Origin of the sequence: Bradyrhizobium sp. SPXBL-04, from assembly GCF_051853035.1 — a bacterium.
Taxonomy (GTDB): Bacteria; Pseudomonadota; Alphaproteobacteria; order Rhizobiales; family Xanthobacteraceae; genus Bradyrhizobium; species Bradyrhizobium zhanjiangense.
The window spans coordinates 2,098,658-2,116,632 of the sequence record NZ_CP182472.1 but is presented as its reverse complement, the minus strand read 5'-3'; the positions used below and the strand labels follow the sequence as shown (position 1 = coordinate 2,116,632).

Annotated in this window: 16 protein-coding genes and 1 pseudogene; 9 read left to right on the top strand and 8 right to left on the bottom strand. The window is 59.9% G+C overall.

The genetic code is table 11. The features are described 5' to 3' along the window. Positions 1–5: 5 nt before the first annotated feature. Genes ACNJX8_RS09760 through ACNJX8_RS09750 form a run of 3 tightly spaced genes read right to left on the bottom strand, consistent with a single transcriptional unit; the run spans position 6 to position 3,607 of the window. Positions 6–1,157 carry an ABC transporter substrate-binding protein gene (locus tag ACNJX8_RS09760; protein ID WP_439360430.1) on the bottom strand — a complete coding sequence of 384 codons (1,152 nt, stop codon included), beginning with the start codon at positions 1,155–1,157 and terminating at the stop codon, positions 6–8. 39 nt (positions 1,158–1,196) lie between these two features. Further along, complete coding sequence (locus tag ACNJX8_RS09755) at positions 1,197–1,922, bottom strand: ABC transporter ATP-binding protein (protein ID WP_439360429.1); 726 nt, start codon at positions 1,920–1,922, stop codon at positions 1,197–1,199. Further along, positions 1,922–3,607: a class I adenylate-forming enzyme family protein gene (locus tag ACNJX8_RS09750; RefSeq protein ID WP_439360428.1), complete on the bottom strand. Its 1,686-nt coding sequence runs from the start codon at positions 3,605–3,607 to the stop codon at positions 1,922–1,924. Before ACNJX8_RS09750 ends, ACNJX8_RS09755 begins: the two co-directional genes overlap by 1 nt. Before the next feature lie 464 nt (positions 3,608–4,071). Here ACNJX8_RS09750 and ACNJX8_RS09745 point away from each other — a divergent pair, with 464 nt between their 5' ends. From ACNJX8_RS09745 to istB, 9 genes and pseudogenes are all read left to right on the top strand, one after another. Then, on the top strand, positions 4,072–5,148 hold the full coding sequence (locus ACNJX8_RS09745; protein ID WP_439360427.1) for an ABC transporter substrate-binding protein: 1,077 nt from the start codon (positions 4,072–4,074) through the stop codon (positions 5,146–5,148). Between the two features lies 1 nt (position 5,149). After that, positions 5,150–5,440: an ATP-binding cassette domain-containing protein gene (locus ACNJX8_RS09740; RefSeq protein WP_439360426.1), complete on the top strand. Its 291-nt coding sequence runs from the start codon at positions 5,150–5,152 to the stop codon at positions 5,438–5,440. Further along, positions 5,404–6,225, top strand: a complete 822-nt coding sequence (locus tag ACNJX8_RS09735; RefSeq protein WP_439360425.1) for an ABC transporter ATP-binding protein — start codon at positions 5,404–5,406, stop codon at positions 6,223–6,225. Before ACNJX8_RS09740 ends, ACNJX8_RS09735 begins: the two co-directional genes overlap by 37 nt. Positions 6,226–6,392: 167 nt before the next feature. After that, positions 6,393–7,052 carry an ABC transporter permease gene (locus tag ACNJX8_RS09730; RefSeq protein WP_439360424.1) on the top strand — a complete coding sequence of 220 codons (660 nt, stop codon included), beginning with the start codon at positions 6,393–6,395 and terminating at the stop codon, positions 7,050–7,052. After that, the gene (locus ACNJX8_RS09725) at positions 7,049–7,867 is read left to right on the top strand and encodes an ABC transporter permease (RefSeq protein ID WP_439360423.1); all 819 of its coding nucleotides are present in this window, start codon (positions 7,049–7,051) and stop codon (positions 7,865–7,867) included. The genes ACNJX8_RS09730 and ACNJX8_RS09725 overlap by 4 nt, the downstream gene beginning before the upstream one ends. Positions 7,868–7,982: 115 nt before the next feature. Continuing rightward, positions 7,983–8,348, top strand: a complete 366-nt coding sequence (locus ACNJX8_RS09720; protein ID WP_439360422.1) for a hypothetical protein — start codon at positions 7,983–7,985, stop codon at positions 8,346–8,348. Positions 8,349–8,562: 214 nt separating this feature from the next. Continuing rightward, positions 8,563–8,706 carry a hypothetical protein gene (locus ACNJX8_RS09715; RefSeq protein WP_439360421.1) on the top strand — a complete coding sequence of 48 codons (144 nt, stop codon included), beginning with the start codon at positions 8,563–8,565 and terminating at the stop codon, positions 8,704–8,706. 141 nt (positions 8,707–8,847) lie between these two features. Further along, a pseudogene (locus ACNJX8_RS09710) lies at positions 8,848–10,402 on the top strand (IS21/IS408/IS1162 family transposase). A gap of 11 nt (positions 10,403–10,413) precedes the next feature. Next, a complete protein-coding gene (gene istB / locus ACNJX8_RS09705) occupies positions 10,414–11,157 on the top strand; it encodes an IS21-like element helper ATPase IstB (RefSeq protein ID WP_439360420.1) in 744 nt (247 codons plus the stop codon). 681 nt (positions 11,158–11,838) lie between these two features. Here the strand turns inward: istB and ACNJX8_RS09700 are convergent. The 5 genes from ACNJX8_RS09700 to ACNJX8_RS09680 form a co-directional block, all read right to left on the bottom strand. Further along, a complete protein-coding gene (locus tag ACNJX8_RS09700; protein ID WP_439360419.1) occupies positions 11,839–12,843 on the bottom strand; it encodes a LysR family transcriptional regulator in 1,005 nt (334 codons plus the stop codon). A 178-nt stretch (positions 12,844–13,021) separates the two neighbouring features. Continuing rightward, positions 13,022–14,707, bottom strand: a complete 1,686-nt coding sequence (locus ACNJX8_RS09695) for an MFS transporter (protein WP_439360418.1) — start codon at positions 14,705–14,707, stop codon at positions 13,022–13,024. Positions 14,708–14,827: 120 nt separating this feature from the next. Beyond that, a complete protein-coding gene (locus ACNJX8_RS09690) occupies positions 14,828–16,108 on the bottom strand; it encodes an NAD(P)/FAD-dependent oxidoreductase (protein WP_439360417.1) in 1,281 nt (426 codons plus the stop codon). After that, the gene (locus ACNJX8_RS09685) at positions 16,105–17,118 is read right to left on the bottom strand and encodes a hypothetical protein (protein ID WP_439360416.1); all 1,014 of its coding nucleotides are present in this window, start codon (positions 17,116–17,118) and stop codon (positions 16,105–16,107) included. Before ACNJX8_RS09685 ends, ACNJX8_RS09690 begins: the two co-directional genes overlap by 4 nt. Further along, complete coding sequence (locus ACNJX8_RS09680) at positions 17,108–17,920, bottom strand: enoyl-CoA hydratase/isomerase family protein (RefSeq protein WP_439360415.1); 813 nt, start codon at positions 17,918–17,920, stop codon at positions 17,108–17,110. Before ACNJX8_RS09680 ends, ACNJX8_RS09685 begins: the two co-directional genes overlap by 11 nt. Positions 17,921–17,975 lie beyond the last annotated feature (55 nt).

Below are 17,975 nucleotides of genomic sequence, written 5' to 3'. Positions count from 1 at the left end.
AACTCTCAATCAACCAGCATTTCGAGGGCGATCTTCCCGTCTTTGAGTTGGACGATGGGGAGCGGACGTTTTACGTCACCTGTCTGCGTGATCGTGATATTCCCGGTAACGCCGGCGAAATCCTTTGTTTCGAACAGGGCATCGCGGACTGTGTCGCGGCTCAGCTTTCCCTTAGCCTTGGCGCGCTGAATGGCGTTTGCCAGTAGGTTGACGCCATCATAGCCCATGCCTTCATACTGGCTTGGTGGTTTGCCGTTGTTCTCGGTCCAGCTCGTAACAAACCGTCGCGCCTGCTCGCCCGTGATCGATCCGGGCAGGTAATAGACAGCGCCATAAGTACCCTCCGCAGCGGGGCCTGAGATCTCCGTGTATTGCGGGATGGCGACCGCCGTGTTGTTAAAGAACGGCTTCGTGACCCCCAGTTCGTTCATCTGCTTCACCAGCAGCGCTGTGTCTGTATAAAAGCCGCTGATCACGACGAATTCCGATCCAGAATCCTTGACAGCCGTCAGGAGTGGCTTGAATTCCTTTGTATTCGGATCGTAGTTCGTTTTGCTGAGGACTTTGATGCCCACCTGCTCGGATGCGCCAGCTATAGCGTTCTGCAGCGACTGCCCGTAACCGTCGTTTCGCCCCAGCATGTCGATGGACTTCGGCTGACGCTTCGTCTTGAGCCAAGTAGCAACGGCCCTCCCCCAGATATCAGTGTTCTGGCAGATGCGGACGAACCATTTGTTCTCGCCCGCTGTCAGCTCAGCCGCCTGTGCGAGTGTGGAGAGCACCGGAACCTTGAGATTTCGCGTCGCTTCAACGATGGCTTGCGTCTCAGCGCTCGTATGCCCACCGATGATCGCCAACACGTCGTCGCTCAAAACCATGCGCCGCGCCGCTTGGGCAGCTTGGGCTGGATTTGCCGCAGAATCGACGGGGATGAGAACAAGTTTATCTCCGCCCAACACGCCTGAGGCGTTGATTTCCTCAACGGCAAGGCGTGATGCCTTGAGTGGCTCGGTTCCGTAGACAGCCACGGGCCCAGACAGCGGACCGATAAATCCGATTTTTAAGTCTGCGGAGGACGCAGCGACAATTGACATGCATATCGATGCACCAACAATTCCAGAGGTTACAACCAAACCCCTCAACCATTCGACGCCCATGTTTCCTCTCCCTCATTGGTTACTTTTGGCTTATTCTTGTCATCCAAGATATGCAGACCGCACCGCTTCATTGCGCATAAGCTCATCTGCGGTCCCACTGAGTGCAATTCGCCCGCGTTCCATGACGTAGCCACGCTGGGATATTTCGAGCGCGGCATTGGCATTTTGCTCTACTAGAAGAATGCTGATCCCAGACGCCGCCAGTTTGGCGATGGTCCCGAAAACCAACTCCACCACGATTGGAGCAAGCCCCATTGAAGGCTCATCCAACAGCAGGACCGCTGGCTTTGACATCAGTGCGCGACCGATTGCCAACATCTGCTGCTCGCCACCAGATAGAGTCCCGCCTTGCTGATCGATGCGTTCCGCCAGCCGGGGGAACAGCGTGAAGACTTCGTCGAACTCACTCGCCCGGAAGGTCGACCGGCGAGAATAAGCGCCGATCCTGAGATTTTCAGCGACGGTAAGCGTCGGGAAAACTGAGCGCCCCTCTGGTACCGTTGCCAAGCCCATTCGTACGATCTGTTGCGCGGGCAAGCCGTCTATACGGCTCCCGTTCAGAATGATCTCCCCGCCGCGTGCCGCAATTTCTCCGGAGATGGCGCGGATTGTCGTTGTCTTGCCGGCCCCATTGCTTCCAAGCAGACAGATGATCTCGCCACGATGGACGCTCAAACTGACGTCACTCAGAACGTCGGATTTAAGATAGCCCGCCCGAAGCGCGCACAGGCGCAAGACTTCGGATTTTGATGGATGATTGACCATCAGGTGGTCACTCCTGGCGCCTCGCTGCCGCTGGCATTCGGCTGATGCCAGGAACCGTCCGTGCAGTCGTAGACGGGCGACGGCTGACTTTCCTGCGTCTTGAGAAGCAGATGCTTCGCGATCTTTCCCGAGGGAGTTTTCGGTATTTCACCCACGTATGCGACGTATCGCGGCAGCTTGAAGCGCGCGAGCAAGCCGCGGGCATACTCGAGGATCGCTTCAGGCGGAACGCTCTCGGGCGAGTACCCTTCTTTCAGCGCGATGAAGACTTTGACTTCCTCATCACGAATTGGATCCGGCTCCGGCACGGCCGCAGCCTCTAGAACTTGCGGCATCGCGCGCAGAACCGACTCAACCTCGTTGGCCGCGATATTCTCTCCAGCGCGGCGGATCATATCTTTCAACCGGCCGACCAAGTAGTAGTAACCCTCAGTGTCCCGACGAGCGAGATCCCCGGTCCGGAACCAACCATCCATGAAGGCAGCTCTCGTTGCCTCGGGGTTGTTGTAATAGCCAAGCAAGATCCCTGGTCCGCGGATCTGAAGTTCCCCCTCCTTACCGTCACCCAGCTCGTTGCCCTGACCATCGACGATGCGAGCCTCGCGAAAAGGGCTCGGTCGCCCGCAAGAACCACTGCCGACCATATGCGTGGCCTCCAGGGGCATGAACATGCCCGAGCCGATCTCAGTCATGCCGAAAGCTTCACGCGCCTTGAACCCGAACCGACGCTCTATGTCAGCATGCGTATCCTTGCTGAGACCGTAGACATTCACGCGGATGATTTCATTGTCGGCATCTTGCGGGGTTTCAGGCACCTTGTAGACGATCTCGGGAAACAGCGCGAAGTTGATCTTGTAATCCCTGAGCCATTTCAGAAAGCGGCTAGAGCTTTGCCTTCTTGCAACGTGCAAAGTCGCACGTTGGAAAAAGGCCATGAGCATCAACCACTGCGGATCCATATAAAAGAACGGAACGGAAGCCAGGATATTCCTGTATTCCACGCCATCACGCCGTGCGTTTACCTTTCCAGAGGTCACCCAATAGCGCTGCGTCAACATGCAGCCTTTCGGCATGCCGGTTGTGCCTGATGTGTACTGGATGTTCAGCACATCGTCGGGCGCAATTTCTGAGAGTGAGGGCAGCGCAACATCATCTTCTGCTGGGTCAAGCAGGTTCTCGAACGACATGCCGCGCTCAAGCGGACCATCATTTCCCACGACGATAATGCGCTGCCCCAAACGAGACTGCATGGACTGCGACATGCCGAAAACTGACGGCAGACACGAATAATGGGCGCATGCCCACTCAACGTCGGCGTTCGACCATACGAAATCCAACTCTCGACTGGTGTAATCGATGTTCGTGGGAATCATGGTGGCGCCAATGCGAGCGATCGCCAGCCATGTGATCGGGAATTCCGGCCCGTTCGGCAGCATCACGCCGATCTTTGTGTCGCGTTTCACGCCGACCCTCAGCAAGCCGCGCGCCACGGCGTCGACACGCGCGCGCAGCTCCGCATAGGTGAAGGATACCTTATCCTCGAAAAAGTTCAGGGCCACTCGATCAGGCGCGTCCAACGCGACCTCTTCAAGAATTTCAGGAACATTCCTGGGCAAGGGCTCCAACTCAATGGAGCGAATGCGCTCTTCCACCACGTCTACGCTCGGCGTGGAATTCGTCGTCATGGTTTCTCCGAGGCAGCAAAGGTCATTCGGCCGCCAAACAACAGCCGTCACGCACTAGCCCGCCCCTTAATCGGCGGCCAGCTATGATGATGGTGAAGCCATGAGAGGGTAATAAAACATTCGTGTCAACATATATTTTTTCAACCAATTTGTTTTATAATGCCCCCTGACGGATGGGCTCCTCTCGGCTGGAATTAGCGGGTGCGACAACCCCATTCCGAGGCTCATTAGCTTCCGACAGTGTGCGGACGCCGGACCGAGGACCCATTTTTCGGGGGCCGCCTCAAGCTCGACCTCATGCGGCGATACAAATCAGTTAACGAGTAGAAGATTGACTGGTTTGTGTTTTGGCCTATGGTCTCCCGCCGGGTGTTCGAGCGCGCCCCCCTTCTCATCTCTTTGGTCGCGCAGTCGAAGAGCACACCGAGGCGAAAAATCAGAAGCGAAAACCTGTGGGAGGAACGATGATATCTTCAGGTACGAATGCGAGAAGCTGGCTCTTCGGCCCTCTTGTGATGGTCGTTGGCCTGCTCCCTTTGGTTTCGGTCCGCGCGGCAGCCGCTGAACCATCCAAGCCAGCTCAGATCGTGATCAACGATTCGGGCGGCGAGATGCAGGCCAACATGCGGAAGATTTTCTATCAGGAGTTCGAAAAGCGCTACGGCATCCGCGTCCTCACAACTAGCCCGCCCGATCTTGGTCAGCTTCGCGCGATGGTCATTTCAGGAAACGTTTCGTGGACAATCACTGAGCTTACCGGGCAGGAAGCGATCGACGCCGAGAAAGCCGGACTGCTGGAGTCGCTCGACCTGAGCATCATTGATCTTTCGGCCTATCCGCACCATTTGCGGAAGCGGCGGGACGTGTTCCCCAAGTCGGTGTATTCCACGGTCATTTCCTACCGCACCGACAAATTCCGAGGCGAAAATCATCCGAAATCTTGGGCTGATTTCTTTGACGTCGAGAAGTTTCCTGGGATGCGTTCCATGCAGAACACGCCTGTCGAAAACTTGGAGTTCGCACTCCGTGCGGACGGCGTTGCTCCGGACAAGCTCTACCCACTCGACGTCGACCGGGCATTCAAAAAGCTGGATTCGATTAAGAAGCATGTCGCCGTCTGGTGGACTACCGGGGCACAATCTGGGCAGGCGCTCGTCGACGGTGAGGCCGTGATGGGGACGGCTTGGAACGGTCGTACGTGGGCCCTCATGAAGCAGGGCGCTCCGCTAGCGATCGAGTGGAATCAGGGCGCCATCAAGGAGTCCGCTTACGGCATTCCGAAGGGCACTCCCAATGCTTACTGGGGCCAAAAGTTCTTGGCCCTAGCCGCTGAGCCCCAGCCGCAAGGCGTCTATGCGGATGTTCTCGGATATCCCGGGCTCAATCCCGAGGCTTTCAAGTTCGTTGATCCGGCAGTCGCCCCCTTTATGCCGACTTACCCAGAGCACCTGTCGAAGCAGTTCTGGACAAATCTCGCCTGGTGGAGCGAGAACGGTAACGCCGTTAAGGAGCGGTGGTCGCGCTGGGTGCTGGAAAATTAAGATGCTTCAGCCTGCTGACGAGAAGGGCCTCTCCATCGAGAGCGTCGGGAAAACATTCGAATCGTTTAGTGTTCTTACGGACGTCAACCTTGACGTCCGGGAGGGCGAGCTCGTGACGTTGCTCGGTCCCAGCGGATCGGGAAAGACCACCCTTCTCAACATTATCGCGGGCTTCCAGTACGCGGATTCTGGCACAGTTCGGCTGGCGGGGCGGGACATCACTGCGGTCCCCCCCCCGCAAAACGAGACATTGGCATGGTCTTTCAGAACTATGCGTTGTTTCCGCACATGACTGTCGCCGAGAATGTCGCGTTTCCCCTGGAGATGCGCAACGCACCGCGAAACGAAGTCCTGAACCGCGTTACGGAAGCTTTGTCCCTCGTCGCGCTGGAGAAGCTCGCAGATCGCTTGCCGCGACAACTCTCGGGTGGGCAGCAGCAGCGCGTTGCGCTTGCCCGGGCCTTTGTGTTCCAGCCGAAGCTGCTTCTCCTCGATGAACCGCTGGGAGCGCTTGACCGCAAACTACGCGAGCAAATTCAGCTCGAAGTCAGGCGGCTGCAACAGCGGCTTGGGTTAACCGCGGTGTTCGTCACGCACGACCAGGAAGAGGCTCTGATCCTTTCAGACCGGATCGCAGTGATGAATCGAGGGCGGATCCAGCAAATCGGCACACCGACCGAAATTTACGCTAAGCCTTCCAATCGGTTCGTCGCCGACTTCATCGGCGAGTCTTGTCTATTCGAGGCTACCCCGGCTGAAGCGAACACAGCTCTGATCAACGGGAAGGTCCTCATAGCACACAGTGGCGCGCTCCAAGATTGGACGTCCGTCATGATCCGGCCCGAGCGAGTCCGTCTCGCTTCCGCGAACGACACTTTCGAAAATACCTTTGAAGGGTATGTCACGGAGTTGGTTTACCTCGGCGACTCCGTGCGGCTTCGCATCGACACGGATGACGAACTTTCGCTCCTGGCCCGGTGGCAGACAGGAGATATCAGCAGCGTGCCGGCAATGGGCGACCGAACGCGCATTGGGTTTCGACGCGAAGACGTTCAACTCGTCGGAGGCGAAACCTAATACCAGGCTCGACCACAAGGGTTTGGGCCGGGATCGGCGGGGCATCTCTGCCGGTCTTTTACGTCTCGTTGCTCTTCCTGCTGCCGGTGGCGACTTTCCTCGCGGGAGCGTTTCAAGACGTGCCAACCCATCTGGTACGCGCAGTCGGGGACCCTCTTTACACACGTGTGCTGATCGACACGCTGAAAATTGGCATCTATGTCACGGCCCTTTGTGTCGTGCTCGGCTACCCGCTCGCATACGCACTTACGATTATGCCGCCCGCCCTTGCTTGGCTCGGCTTCGCCTTCCTCCTGCTGCCCTTCTGGACCAGCCTGCTCGTCCGCACCTACGCCTGGATGGTGCTGCTCGGCCGAAACGGCGTGGTCAACAACATGCTCGTATCGCTGGGAGTCATCCAGTCGCCCCTGCCCTTTCTGAACAACATGTCTGGTGTCTTGATAGGCATGGTTCACGTCCTTCTGCCCTACATGGTGTTCCCGATCTATGACGTGATGAAGCGCATAGACATATCGCTAATCTCCGCCGCAGAAGGACTTGGTGCTCCCGGATGGAAGATATTTTGTCGTGTCTATTTCCCCCTGACGCTTCCGGGCGTGCTCGCCGGCTGCGTCCTCGTCTTCGTCCTCTCCATCGGGTTCTACATCACGCCGGCCCTATTAGGCGGCGGTCGTGTGGCGACCATGGCCCTCATGATCGAAAGGCAGATCCGCGAATTTCTTGATTGGGAGTTTGCTGCGGCCCTTTCGGTCGTACTCGTCATTTGCGCACTGGCAGTCTCGGTTGGGCTAAGTCGGCTTCTACGGGGCGAGGAGGTTCACCAGTGAGAGGCCGCAGCGCATCGCATCCCACCGGGCGCACCCTCCTTAACGGACTTCTTGCCGTCTGGTGCGGCGGCGTGTTGGTTTTCCTGATGGTGCCACTGTTGATCGTCTTTCCGATCTCGTTCAGCAGCGCCAACTATCTCCAATTCCCGCCACCTGGCTGGTCGCTTCGCTGGTATCGCGCCTACCTGACGGACTATGTCTGGATGGATGCAACGTGGCGCAGCATCAAAGTCGCTTTTTCGACCATGGTGCTAGCGACCATCCTGGGAACAATGCTCGCCCACAGCCTGGTACGTGGGAGTTTCCGCGGACGAGCAATCTTGGGGCAAATTGCCAATACCCCTCCGTTGGTACCGACGATCATCTATTCCGTTGCGATCTACAGCCTCTTCTCTGGAATGAAACTGATCGGGGAGTGGTGGGGGATCGTCCTAGCCCATACAGTCTTGGCGATTCCATACGTGACGATACTTGTCAGTGCGGCACTCAAGACGGTCGACCCCCGGCTCGAGCAGGCCGCGATCGGGCTCGGCGCCAGCCGGCTTACAGCGATCCGCCGCGTCATCCTGCCAATTATCCGGCCCGCTATCCTCTCGGCCATGCTCCTGTCATTCATCTCGTCATTCGACGAGCTTGTCGTCGCGATGTTCATAGGTGGAGTGAACATGACGCTGCCGAAGAAAATGTTCGACAACATCGTCAGCGAGATTGATCCGACGATCGCGGCAGTCTCCGTCATCCAGATCCTGCTCGTTTGCATCTGTCTTCTCTTGGCTAAGCGGTTCGGTATGCGGGGAGCGACCTTACCCGTGTAACCAGCGTGGTAGAGCTTGCGTGAATGTGCGAAGGATCGGCTCAAGGCCATCCCCTCCGCCAAAGCGGAGGCTTCATACAGAAGGTTATCCTGACACGGCTTCGGAGGGCAGGGCTATGGACCTGATCGACTTCCACGCCTTCAAAGCGACTACGCATTCTGCGCCGAGACGGAGCCGGAATTCGTGCTGCCGGTCAAGCAACAGGCCCTTCCAGAGTTTCGCCGCAAGGACGGGCTGTGCCGGCACACGCCACTACATCAGCATCCTGGCCTCGACGAACTGCTCGGTCTCGGCGGCGCGCTTCACGGCCGAGGAGGTGAAACCCTCGGGCCGTCTAGCCGATTATCCCAATGTCAACGGCGTAGATCGCGCTGACCGGCGGCAAAGGCAGCGGCATCCACGAGACGGCGAGAGCTGCGAGGCGCTGAAGCGCAACACCCGGGGCTATGCCTGCAACCCGATATCGCGGCGGTTCTGGTAGTCGGCCTCGGCTGCGAGGACTTCCAGATCAGCCGCATGACGATGCCTATGTCATCAGCGAAAGCGACGTATTCCGCACGCTGACTATCCAGGAGACCGGCGGACGAAGAAGGCGGCCGCTGCCTCGGAGCTGATGCTGCCTCTGCAACGGGGCGGTTCAGGCGGCTATTCCGGATTCACCTCCAATGCGGCGCTTGGCGCGACGATCGACATCCATGTCGAGCATGCGGCACGGCAACCTGTCCGCGGTCGGACTGCAACGCGCGATCGGGGAGAATCTCGTCGGCATCATCGAGTTGCGGATTCCGCTCGATGTCGCCCAGCATTCCGAGATGATCTCGCCCACCATTCCGATTTGAAGTCGCCCACTCGTTCCGAGATGATGTCGCCCACCATTCCGGGATGATGTCGCCCGGGTGACGAGACCTCTTCTGGCTCCCATAGGGTCAACCCTTTCGGCTTTGCGAAGGGGACCCTGGATGCCGACGGAGAGGCTTGCGATGCGCCGTGTGCGCTATGTGATCAGGATGAAGGCGGCTGGGCTGCCGAGCCGCGAGATTGCGCGGCGGATGGGCGCGGCGCCCTCGACAGTGCGGTTGACCATCCGGCGGTTCGAGGCCGCAGGCCTGAGCTGGCCGTTGCCCGACGAACTCACGGACGCGGCCCTGGAGGCCCGCCTGTTCGCCAAGACCGGCAACAGCAACCGGCAGGGTCACCGCCGCATCGTCGAGCCCGACTGGGCGGCGGTGCACCGCGAGCTCAAGCGCAAGCACGTGACGCTGTCGATCCTGTGGGAGGAGTACATTGCCGCCGAGCCCAGCGGATACCGGTACTCGCGCTTCTGCGAGCTCTACCGCGCCTGGGAGGGTCGCCTGTCGGTGACGATGCGCCAGGCGCACGCGGCCGGCGACAAATTGTTCGTCGACTACGCGGGCGACGGCGTGCCGGTGGTGGTCGACCGCCTCACCGGCGAGCGGAGGACGGCGCAGGTCTTCGTCGCCGTGCTCGGCGCCTCGAACTTCACCTATGCGCAGGCGACGTGGACGCAGGGGCTTGCCGACTGGATCAGCGCCCACGTCGGCACCTTGGCGGCGATCGACGGCGTGCCGGCGCTGTTGGTGCCTGGATTGTGGAGCACCTGCAGGATGCGCGCATGATTCGGCGGCGCCCACAGGAGGTCTCCCTTGTTTGGACCTGCGCGCAATCGACGTGGGAACAAAAGACCTTGCTCTCGGAAGAAGCGGACGGTCTGCATGGCACTTTCGGTCCGCTCGAAGGTGCCAAGGTCGAGCAGGCTGTCCTCATCGTCGAGCGCTGGCTGCTCGGCCGCCTACGCCATCGCATCTTCTACAGCCTCGCCGAGGTCAACGCGGCGATTGGCGAGTTGCTCATCAGGCTCAATGAGGAGCGGCCGATCCGGCGGCTCGGCGTGACGCGCCGCCAGCTGCTCGAGGAGATCGACCGGCCGGCGCTCAAGCCATTGCCGACAAGCCCATACGTGCTCGCCGAGTGGCGGATCCGCCGCGTCAGCCTTGATTACCACGTCGAGGTGGAGAAGCATTACTACAGCGTGCCACATCGCTTCGCGCGTACCGAGGTGGAGGTGCGGTTCACCGCCCGCACCGTAGAGATCTTCCACAAGGGCGAGCGGATCGCCGCGCATCAGCGCATGAGTGGCAATCACAAACACACCACCGTGCCGGAGCACATGGCCTCCAGCCATCGGCGCTACGCCGGCTGGACCATCGCGCGCATCCGCCAGGACGCTGCCGCGATCGGGCCGGCGACCAGCGCGTTGTGCGACCTCATTCTCGACGCTCGCACCCCGAGCAAGGCTTCCGCGCCTGCCTCGGCATCCTCAGGCTTGCCGCCTCCTATGGGCGCGAACGGCTGGACGCCGCGGCTGCGCGGGCGATCGACATCGGTGCGCGCACCTATGGCTCGGTCAAGTCGATCCTCGCCAACAACCTCGATCGGCGTCCCGCTCATCAGCGCTCCGCGGACGATGCGCCGATCCTGCATGCCAACATCCGCGGACCGCGCTACTACAATTAGGAGACCATCCCTTGCTCACCCATCCGACCCTCGACCGCCTCAACGCCCTCGGCCTCCACGGGATGGCCAAGGCCTTCGCCGATATCGAAGCCACCGGCGAGGCTGGCAGCCTCGGGCACGCCGAATGGCTTGCGCTGCTGCTCGAACGTGAAGCCTCGCTGCGGCACGACAAGCGGCTCGCCACCCGCCTGCGCTACGCGAAGCTGCGTCAGCAGGCGTGCGTCGAGGACATTGACTACCGCACCCCGCGCGGCCTCGACCGCCCGCTGTTCGCCAAGCTTGTCGAGGGTCGCTGGATCGACGACCATGCCAACCTGCTGATCTGTGGCCCGGCCGGCGTCGGCAAGAGCTGGCTCGCCTCGGCGCTCGGCCACAAGGCCTGCCGCGACAATCGCTCCGTGCTCTACCAACGTGTTCCGCGGCTGTTCGATGACGTCGCTCTCGCGCGCGGCGACGGCCGCCATCCACGCCTATTGCGCAGCCTCGGCCGTGTCGATCTGCTGATCCTCGATGATTGGGGGCTCGAGCCGCTCGATGCCGGTGCCCGTCACGACCTCCTGGAAATCCTCGAAGATCGCTACGGTCACCGTTCCACCATCGTCACCAGCCAGCTCCCCGTGGACCAGTGGCATGTGCTCATTGGAGATCCCACCTATGCCGACGCCGTACTCGATCGCCTCGTCCACAACGCCCATCGGCTCGACCTCACCGGCGAGAGCCTGCGCCGAACCCGGCAGTCCGCCCGAAAGGCCTGAGACCGTGACGCTGTGGACATGCCGCTGCGCTTGGACAACGCCAAGGCGTTGCCCACATGCCCACAGCAACCGCAACAGAAACACAACAGGTTCAAGCCGCGATTCCAGTTGACCGCGCGGCTGGCCTAATGCCAGAGAACCTAGGCAGCCAGAACGCCTCGTCCCCGGGCGAGATCAAATCGGAAAGGTGGGCGATATCGTCTCGGAATCCCCGGGCGACTTCATATCGGTACACCCGGGCGACTACGTCGGAATCCGCATCGAGTGGTTACATCCCCCTCGCCGGCAAACAAGGCGGGGAGCTTACCACCGTCCTAGAAGTCGCTTGGCGCCGCCGCCAAGGACGACAGCAAGACGCTCTCGGCGGCCCACCATTATGCCGAGACAGTGAACGAAAAGAGCTTCGTCTACATGGACAGGCCCGGCTACGCCTCGAGCGGGCGTGACGACGTCCGAGCAGCTCGGCTATCCCGCGAGAAGCGTGGCTTTGATTGATTAAAACGACCGCTGAGGCCGGTCCCCCAGTCTCGGTCGTGCAAAAGATCAGCAATGATCGGCGGCTGCATTGTAGGGTTAAGGGCCGTTTCTCTTGGTTCGGCGATCAAAATGATGATGATGCGAGAAGCTCACGGGGTCGCCAGGAGCGAGCGATCGGCTTCTTCTATGACAAAGCGATTCGTCTCAGGCGCGGCGCACTGCGCGTTTACGTCCGCCACGCGCTGCTTGGCGCGGTTTGTATCTTATGAGCTCGCTCTCGCTACGTCGCGCGATGGCCGGACGAGCCATCGGAACCCAGTTTTCGTGCTGCTGCAAGGAAGTAAATAGTGAATCAACAGCCACGCGCGTTAATCCAACATACTCATCTGATCTGCAAACAACTGACGTCCACCAATGGACTGGCGAGCCTTCCAGAGGTCGCCAGACAAACTCTCTCGATCCAGCTTCACCGCGCCGCCTAGCAAGCCGCTCTACGGCAAGTGCTACTCCAGACTCTGTCCTTAGAAACGTCTTTGTCATCCTGGCGCTATGCAGAATGCGCGGGGGAACGTAACCTCCGGCCCGGCAAAGAGCGAGCAGTTCATCGTAGAGACCTGGAGAAAAATGACGCTGAAACTGCACGAGCGGATAGGGACTCAGGTCAGAAAGATGCAGTTTTTCGAGTTTCGTAAGTGGATGGTCAGCAGCCATCACCACGCCAAGCGGCTGCCCGAGCGGAGCTGAGATCCGAAGCCCGCGCTTCGCAAAAGGATGCCGAAAAACACCTATATCGATCTCTCCGGCCGTCAACAAGGTTTGTTGCTCCGCTGTAGAGGCCTCAATAATATTTACTTGCATCTGCTCCTGCTGCAGGCGACTTACGACCTCCGACAGCACACTTCGCGACGTTTCAGGAGGCAGCGCAATTCGAAGCCGGCGTGATTGGCTCGGCGACATTGATCGCGCAACACGTACTGCGGCATCAAATGCTCGTACAGCATCGCGGGCCTTGGGCAGGAAGGTCTCGCCTGCCTGAGTCAAATTGACCTTTTTGCTGGTACGGTCAAAGAGTCTCAGACCCAGCTCTACTTCCAAATCGGCAATCCGCTTTGAGAGAGGCGGTTGGCTCATGTTCAGGTGACGCGCGGCCCTCGCAAAGCTGAGGGCTTCTGCAACTGCCACGAAATAACGGAAGTGCCTGATGTCCATTTTGTGACTATAAAGCTACAAAGATTTACCATCAAGGAGGTCCCTATCGGTAAACGATTCCATATTATCGGTGGACGGCCGAACGCTCCAAGGGCAGGCGCAGCTCGACGGATTAGACACGAACTCCTGTGCCGGTCTGCCGTCGCCAGGTGAGATGAAGAGCGACTTGGCGAGGCGCTTACGTAGTGCCTCCGGGCGTGCTTGTCACCGCGAGAACCTCATTCGCCGCGCGGTCGGGCGACTCGTCTTTCCATCGCACCGAGCCGAAAGGCCGCTCGAGCATACGGCGGACTCGCACTGGGTTGGGACCGATGTGGAAGCCGATAGCCTGCTGTTCCATCGCGCGCTCCGACTGGGTCGACCGATTGCGGTGGCGCAGGTATTCGAGCCAAGTCGGGCAGTGATAACGCTCAGTCCACAATTCAGGGTCGGCGATATCGCGCGCGATCGACCAGCCGTAGCCGCCGTTGCGTTTGCGAGACAGCTGCACTTCCTGCATAACATTGTGGAACGCCCGCGCGTTCACCTGCGCCACGCGATACTCGATCTCAACGACCAAGGGGCCGCTGCGCCCGGTCAACGCCAGCCGCACCTCAGGATCGGCCAGCATCTCGGCGTCCTGGCCGTGGGCATTGATGCGCGGCATACGCAACCATAGGCCGATAAGCGGCGAGGCTGCCATCAAGCCGGCCGAAACAAGGAGCGCCGTTTCGACGCCGGCCGCATCGGTCAAATGGCCCCAGCCCCAGCTGCCAACGGCAATTCCGCCCGATCCTGCAGCCTGGTATGCGGCGAGCGAGCGCCCCGCAACCCATCGCGGGGCCGATAGTTGCACCGCAATGTTGAGCAACGTCCCCGCCATGATCCAGCAGGCGCCCGCCAGGACCAGTGCGGCCGCGGTCAGGACCGGTTCATGGCTCAGCGCGACCGCGGCCGTGGCCCCGCCCATCGAAAGTGCGCAGGCGCGTATTGCAGCCTCGCCACTCATGCGCTTGCGTATCTCGTTGGTACTGATCGCGCCGATCACTGCGCCCAAACCAAAGGCCCCAAGCATGATCCCATAGGTCTGAGCCCCGCCTTGCAGGAGATCACGGGCGACCAGCGGCATGAGCGCAGTGATCGCACCGCCGACGCTGCCGATCACCATGGAGCGCGTCAGCACGACCTTTATGGATGGCGAGTTCGCGATGTAGCGCACGCCCGAGACCATCGCGCGTCCGAGCTTTTCGGGAGGTAGGCGCGAGGGCGTGGCGATACGTTTCCAAAGGAACAGGGCGAGAACCAGCGGAAGAAATAGCACCACATTTACAGCGAAAGCGGCCACCGCGCCGACGGTTGCAACAATGACGCCGCCGATGGTGGGGCCTACGCTGCGGGCTATATTGTAGCTGATCCCGTTCAGTGCGACCGCCGCAGGAAGTGTTTCGGACGGCACCTGCTCGCTCACCGATGATTGCCAGGCGGGCCCCATCAATGCCATGCCGCATCCGACGAGGAAACAGAGCAGCAGCAAGAGGTTCGGCGCAATCAGGCCGAACCAGGCGAGCGTCGTGAGCGCGGTAGCGCCGGTGAGCGCGATCGAAAGCGCGACGAGTGCGACGACACGGCGGTCGTACATGTCAGCAATTGCGCCGGCCGGCATCGACATCAGCATGATCGGCAGCATGAGCGCGGTCTGCACCAGGGCGACCTTATCGGCCGACGATGTCATCTGCGTCATTGTCCAAGCCGCGCCGACGCCTTGAATGAACATTCCGAGATTCGATAGTACGCTTGCGAGCCAGATGTGCCGGAAGGTGATGTGTCGGAGCGGTACGCTGATGCCGTCAGCGCTGGAGGCCTTGGGCTTGCGAGGATTGCTCATATCGGCTGACCGACTTTCTTTCATTTGCTTCCGGACCGGGTCAGTGAGGGCACAGCGAGCTACATACGACAGCAAGGTTCTTTGGCATCTCCTCGAACGCAACTCGCCCATCTACCCTCGTCATTGATGTCTTGTGTAGTCGTTGCCAGCTCTCTTCCGAACCCCAAAGCGCTGTGAACAGAGCTCGCTCGAATAGTTGGACGAGATGCCCATGACCATGTTGGCAACGACCTCTGCTGTGACCGCAGCTAATGTCAGGCCCAAATGCCCGTGACCACAGGAGACGAAAATAGAGCGATGCCCGGGGACCTGCTCGACGATTGGTAAGGAGTCAGGTGTGGTGGGGCGTTCCCCACTCCATACCTCAAACCCACGTCGGGGCCCGAGAATGGGGAGCAGCCTGCGCACGCGTTTCAGCGCCGATAAGAGTAGTCTGGGCTGCGCTTGGAAACCGGGCCAGCCAAAGTGACTGATGCCGGCGATTCGCGCTCCAAGTGGACTTGGCGTCAGGACAACGCCGAAACGTGGCAGCGCAGTCGGCCGACTGATGAAGCCAGGATCGACGTCCAGCTCGAGATGGTACCCTCTTTCGGAAGCAAGCGGAATCTGATGACCGCAGTCCGCCAGAAGTCGGTTTGCGTGCGCTCCGGTTGCGAGCACGACGAGCGGAGACAAGTAATTCTCTCGAGTGCCTCTGAGAACAATCTGTCCATCGCCTCTTGTTTCCAGCCGCTCGACCCGATCGCACCGTAAACGGCCGCCGCGCTGCGCGAACACGTCAGCGAGAGTGACCACAAATGCCGCGGGATCTGTGATATGAGCTGCGCCTTCGAAGAAGGTCGCGCCGCTCGCCAGCCCGGCCATTGCAGGCTCGATCTCCACCAGATCTGTGCCTGAAATTATTTGGGCAGCCGAGCCGAGCGACTTACGGATCGCGTTGAATCGGGTTGCTCCGTCAAGCTCGGAAGGAGCAAGGCTGACGGCGAGATACCCACATCGGTTGATGGGCGGCATCTCGGCGCCGAGGAGTAGCTCGTATGACTGAAGCGCGCTTTGACATAGTTCATGGAGCAGAGCCGTGTTACGTCGGACGATACTCGGGCTAGTCGCCTTGGCGAATTGGATAGCCCACGGCAAGAGGCGCGGGAATGAGGCCCAATCGAGGGCGGCGGGTGAACTCCGGTTCAAGAAGATCGCCGGAATGTCGGTCAATCGATACTGAGCGCCGAGTGGAAATGCACCTGTGGCGATTACGCCTGCATTGCCAAGGCTACAGCCCTGTGCGACCGGCTGGTGGTCCAACAGCACGACTTTCAATCCGCGCTGTTGGAGCGTCAATACCGCGGTCACGCCGACCACACCGGCGCCCACGACAAGGGCGTCGATGTTGTCTGACCTCATCCCCACCCCGGCTCGAGCGGAACGCCTAGGCCCTTGCGCCTTGCATTGCTGATCGCACGACCAGCCAGCGCGACGTCAAGGATGCCTAGTCCGGCGAGATTAAGAAGAATCCTTCTCGCATCTCGGGGAGGATGAAGGTGCCCCGACATCACACTGCCGACAACTCCAGCGATTCGATTCCACCCCACGCCGCCTTCACGAAAATCGCTGCGGCGCATCTTCACGCCCTCAATGTCATCGACGACGATCCATGCCTGAGAGACAAGTGCGAGGTCGACCTCGCGACGCGAACCCAGTGAGCAAACGATCGCATCATCTTTAAGCCATTCTGCCCTGACAAGGTCGGTCTCGACGGGAACCCCCGTAGCCGTGAAGATAACGTCAGCATCACGCACGGCGCTGCGAATATCCGAACTTGGGCAAAAACTTACGTCCCGCCGAAAAGCGGCGGCAGCGGCGTCACAGGCGTGCCGCGCCTCCGACTCGTCGAGAGATGCCACCGCGATACGATCGACCGGCTGCGTTATAGCCAAGTATTTGACCAATGCACGCCCGATGGCTCCGGCGCCAATCACAGCCGCATACTTCAAAGGACGTCTGCTGCATGCCGCCGCTGCCGCAACCGCCATGGCGGCGGTTCGATCAGACGTCAGCTGCGTGCCGTCCAGGACCCCTTCGAGCAAACCGGTTTCCGCGTTACATACCAGGATCGTGGCCGGGACTCGGGGCAAGCTCCTTGAGGGATTGCTGTCGGAGACCGTGAACCACTTGATGCCCGCTACAGAACTTGAGAGGACACACCCGGAGACGCTCCCCATGTGGAGATGGTTGGTACCGATGTCTACGCCAAAACCAGATTTGGGGCCGTTGACTACGCGCTCACTGTTTGAATCGCGAAGCGTCTGGCCCACGAGCTCATAGAGTTCTTGATCACCCAGGCAAGCCCGGACGCTGGACGCGTCCAGATAGATAGGCGCAGCTGCCGTCAGTTTTGGAGGATCAGCTGGCATCTGCACCTGCCTTTCCTCCGCTCCTGCTATCGAAGAACTGACTAATCTCTTTTTGAGGGTCGCCGGTGTTAAACGCCACGCGGTATGCTGCAATGGCCATCTGCATGGCATTACAGTAGCGTTCCTGATCAAACTGGCGGCTAGCCGCCTTGGAGAGCTTGTACGCCAAGCGCGGCTGGTTCGCGAGTCGCCGAGCGGCATCCAACGCAGCCTCGAGCACCTTCGCCGGCTTTACGATCTCATGGATAAAGCCAAGCTGCTTTGCTTCTTCGGCAACCATCAGGCGTCCCTGCAATGAGAGCTCTATCGCCCGGCTGCCGATTCGCTCCCACATCAACCAAGTGCCGAAGACGCTTGGCAGCCCGGATTTGACCTCCGTTTGGCCCACTCTTACCTTCGGATGGGCAACCACGTAGTCGCAGAATTGTGTAACCTGGAAGCCAGATCCAGCCGCTACGCCATTGAGTGCGGCAACGAGTGGTTTGCTGAACTGACGCACGGCATCATAGCACATCATTAGGCGCTCAAGCCGCGCCTTCATTTCGCCGCCGTCGGGCAGTTCTTCCATTTCGGCGAGGTCTTGGCCGGAGCAGAACGCTTTTTCTCCCGCGCCCGTGAGGATAACAGCGTCGATATCTGGATTTGCGTCCGCGAAGAGCAGTTGACGCGTCAGCTCATCGCGCAGTGGCTGGGTCCACGAGTTGTAGCTCTCCTGCCTGTTGATGGTGAGCACAAATATCCGATCTCGCATTTCCGAGAGCAAGTCCTCAGGTCTGTGCGCAAATTGTTGGCCTTCCGTCATCTGTCTACTCCGCAAACGGTTCGTGACGATCTGAACGCCCAAGCAGTCCAAAAAG

Excerpts from the sequence above, each read along its gene's own strand:
- ACNJX8_RS09760 (WP_439360430.1), bottom strand. The coding sequence starts at position 1,157 with ATGGGCGTCGAATGGTTGAGGGGTTTGGTTGTAACCTCTGGAATTGTT.
- ACNJX8_RS09755 (WP_439360429.1), bottom strand. The coding sequence starts at position 1,922 with ATGGTCAATCATCCATCAAAATCCGAAGTCTTGCGCCTGTGCGCGCTT.
- ACNJX8_RS09750 (WP_439360428.1), bottom strand. The coding sequence starts at position 3,607 with ATGACGACGAATTCCACGCCGAGCGTAGACGTGGTGGAAGAGCGCATT.
- ACNJX8_RS09745 (WP_439360427.1), top strand. The coding sequence starts at position 4,072 with ATGATATCTTCAGGTACGAATGCGAGAAGCTGGCTCTTCGGCCCTCTT.
- ACNJX8_RS09740 (WP_439360426.1), top strand. The coding sequence starts at position 5,150 with ATGCTTCAGCCTGCTGACGAGAAGGGCCTCTCCATCGAGAGCGTCGGG.
- ACNJX8_RS09735 (WP_439360425.1), top strand. The coding sequence starts at position 5,404 with ATGGTCTTTCAGAACTATGCGTTGTTTCCGCACATGACTGTCGCCGAG.
- ACNJX8_RS09720 (WP_439360422.1), top strand. The coding sequence starts at position 7,983 with ATGGACCTGATCGACTTCCACGCCTTCAAAGCGACTACGCATTCTGCG.
- ACNJX8_RS09715 (WP_439360421.1), top strand. The coding sequence starts at position 8,563 with ATGTCGAGCATGCGGCACGGCAACCTGTCCGCGGTCGGACTGCAACGC.
- ACNJX8_RS09700 (WP_439360419.1), bottom strand. The coding sequence starts at position 12,843 with ATGGACATCAGGCACTTCCGTTATTTCGTGGCAGTTGCAGAAGCCCTC.
- ACNJX8_RS09695 (WP_439360418.1), bottom strand. The coding sequence starts at position 14,707 with ATGAGCAATCCTCGCAAGCCCAAGGCCTCCAGCGCTGACGGCATCAGC.
- ACNJX8_RS09690 (WP_439360417.1), bottom strand. The coding sequence starts at position 16,108 with ATGAGGTCAGACAACATCGACGCCCTTGTCGTGGGCGCCGGTGTGGTC.
- ACNJX8_RS09685 (WP_439360416.1), bottom strand. The coding sequence starts at position 17,118 with ATGCCAGCTGATCCTCCAAAACTGACGGCAGCTGCGCCTATCTATCTG.
- ACNJX8_RS09680 (WP_439360415.1), bottom strand. The coding sequence starts at position 17,920 with ATGACGGAAGGCCAACAATTTGCGCACAGACCTGAGGACTTGCTCTCG.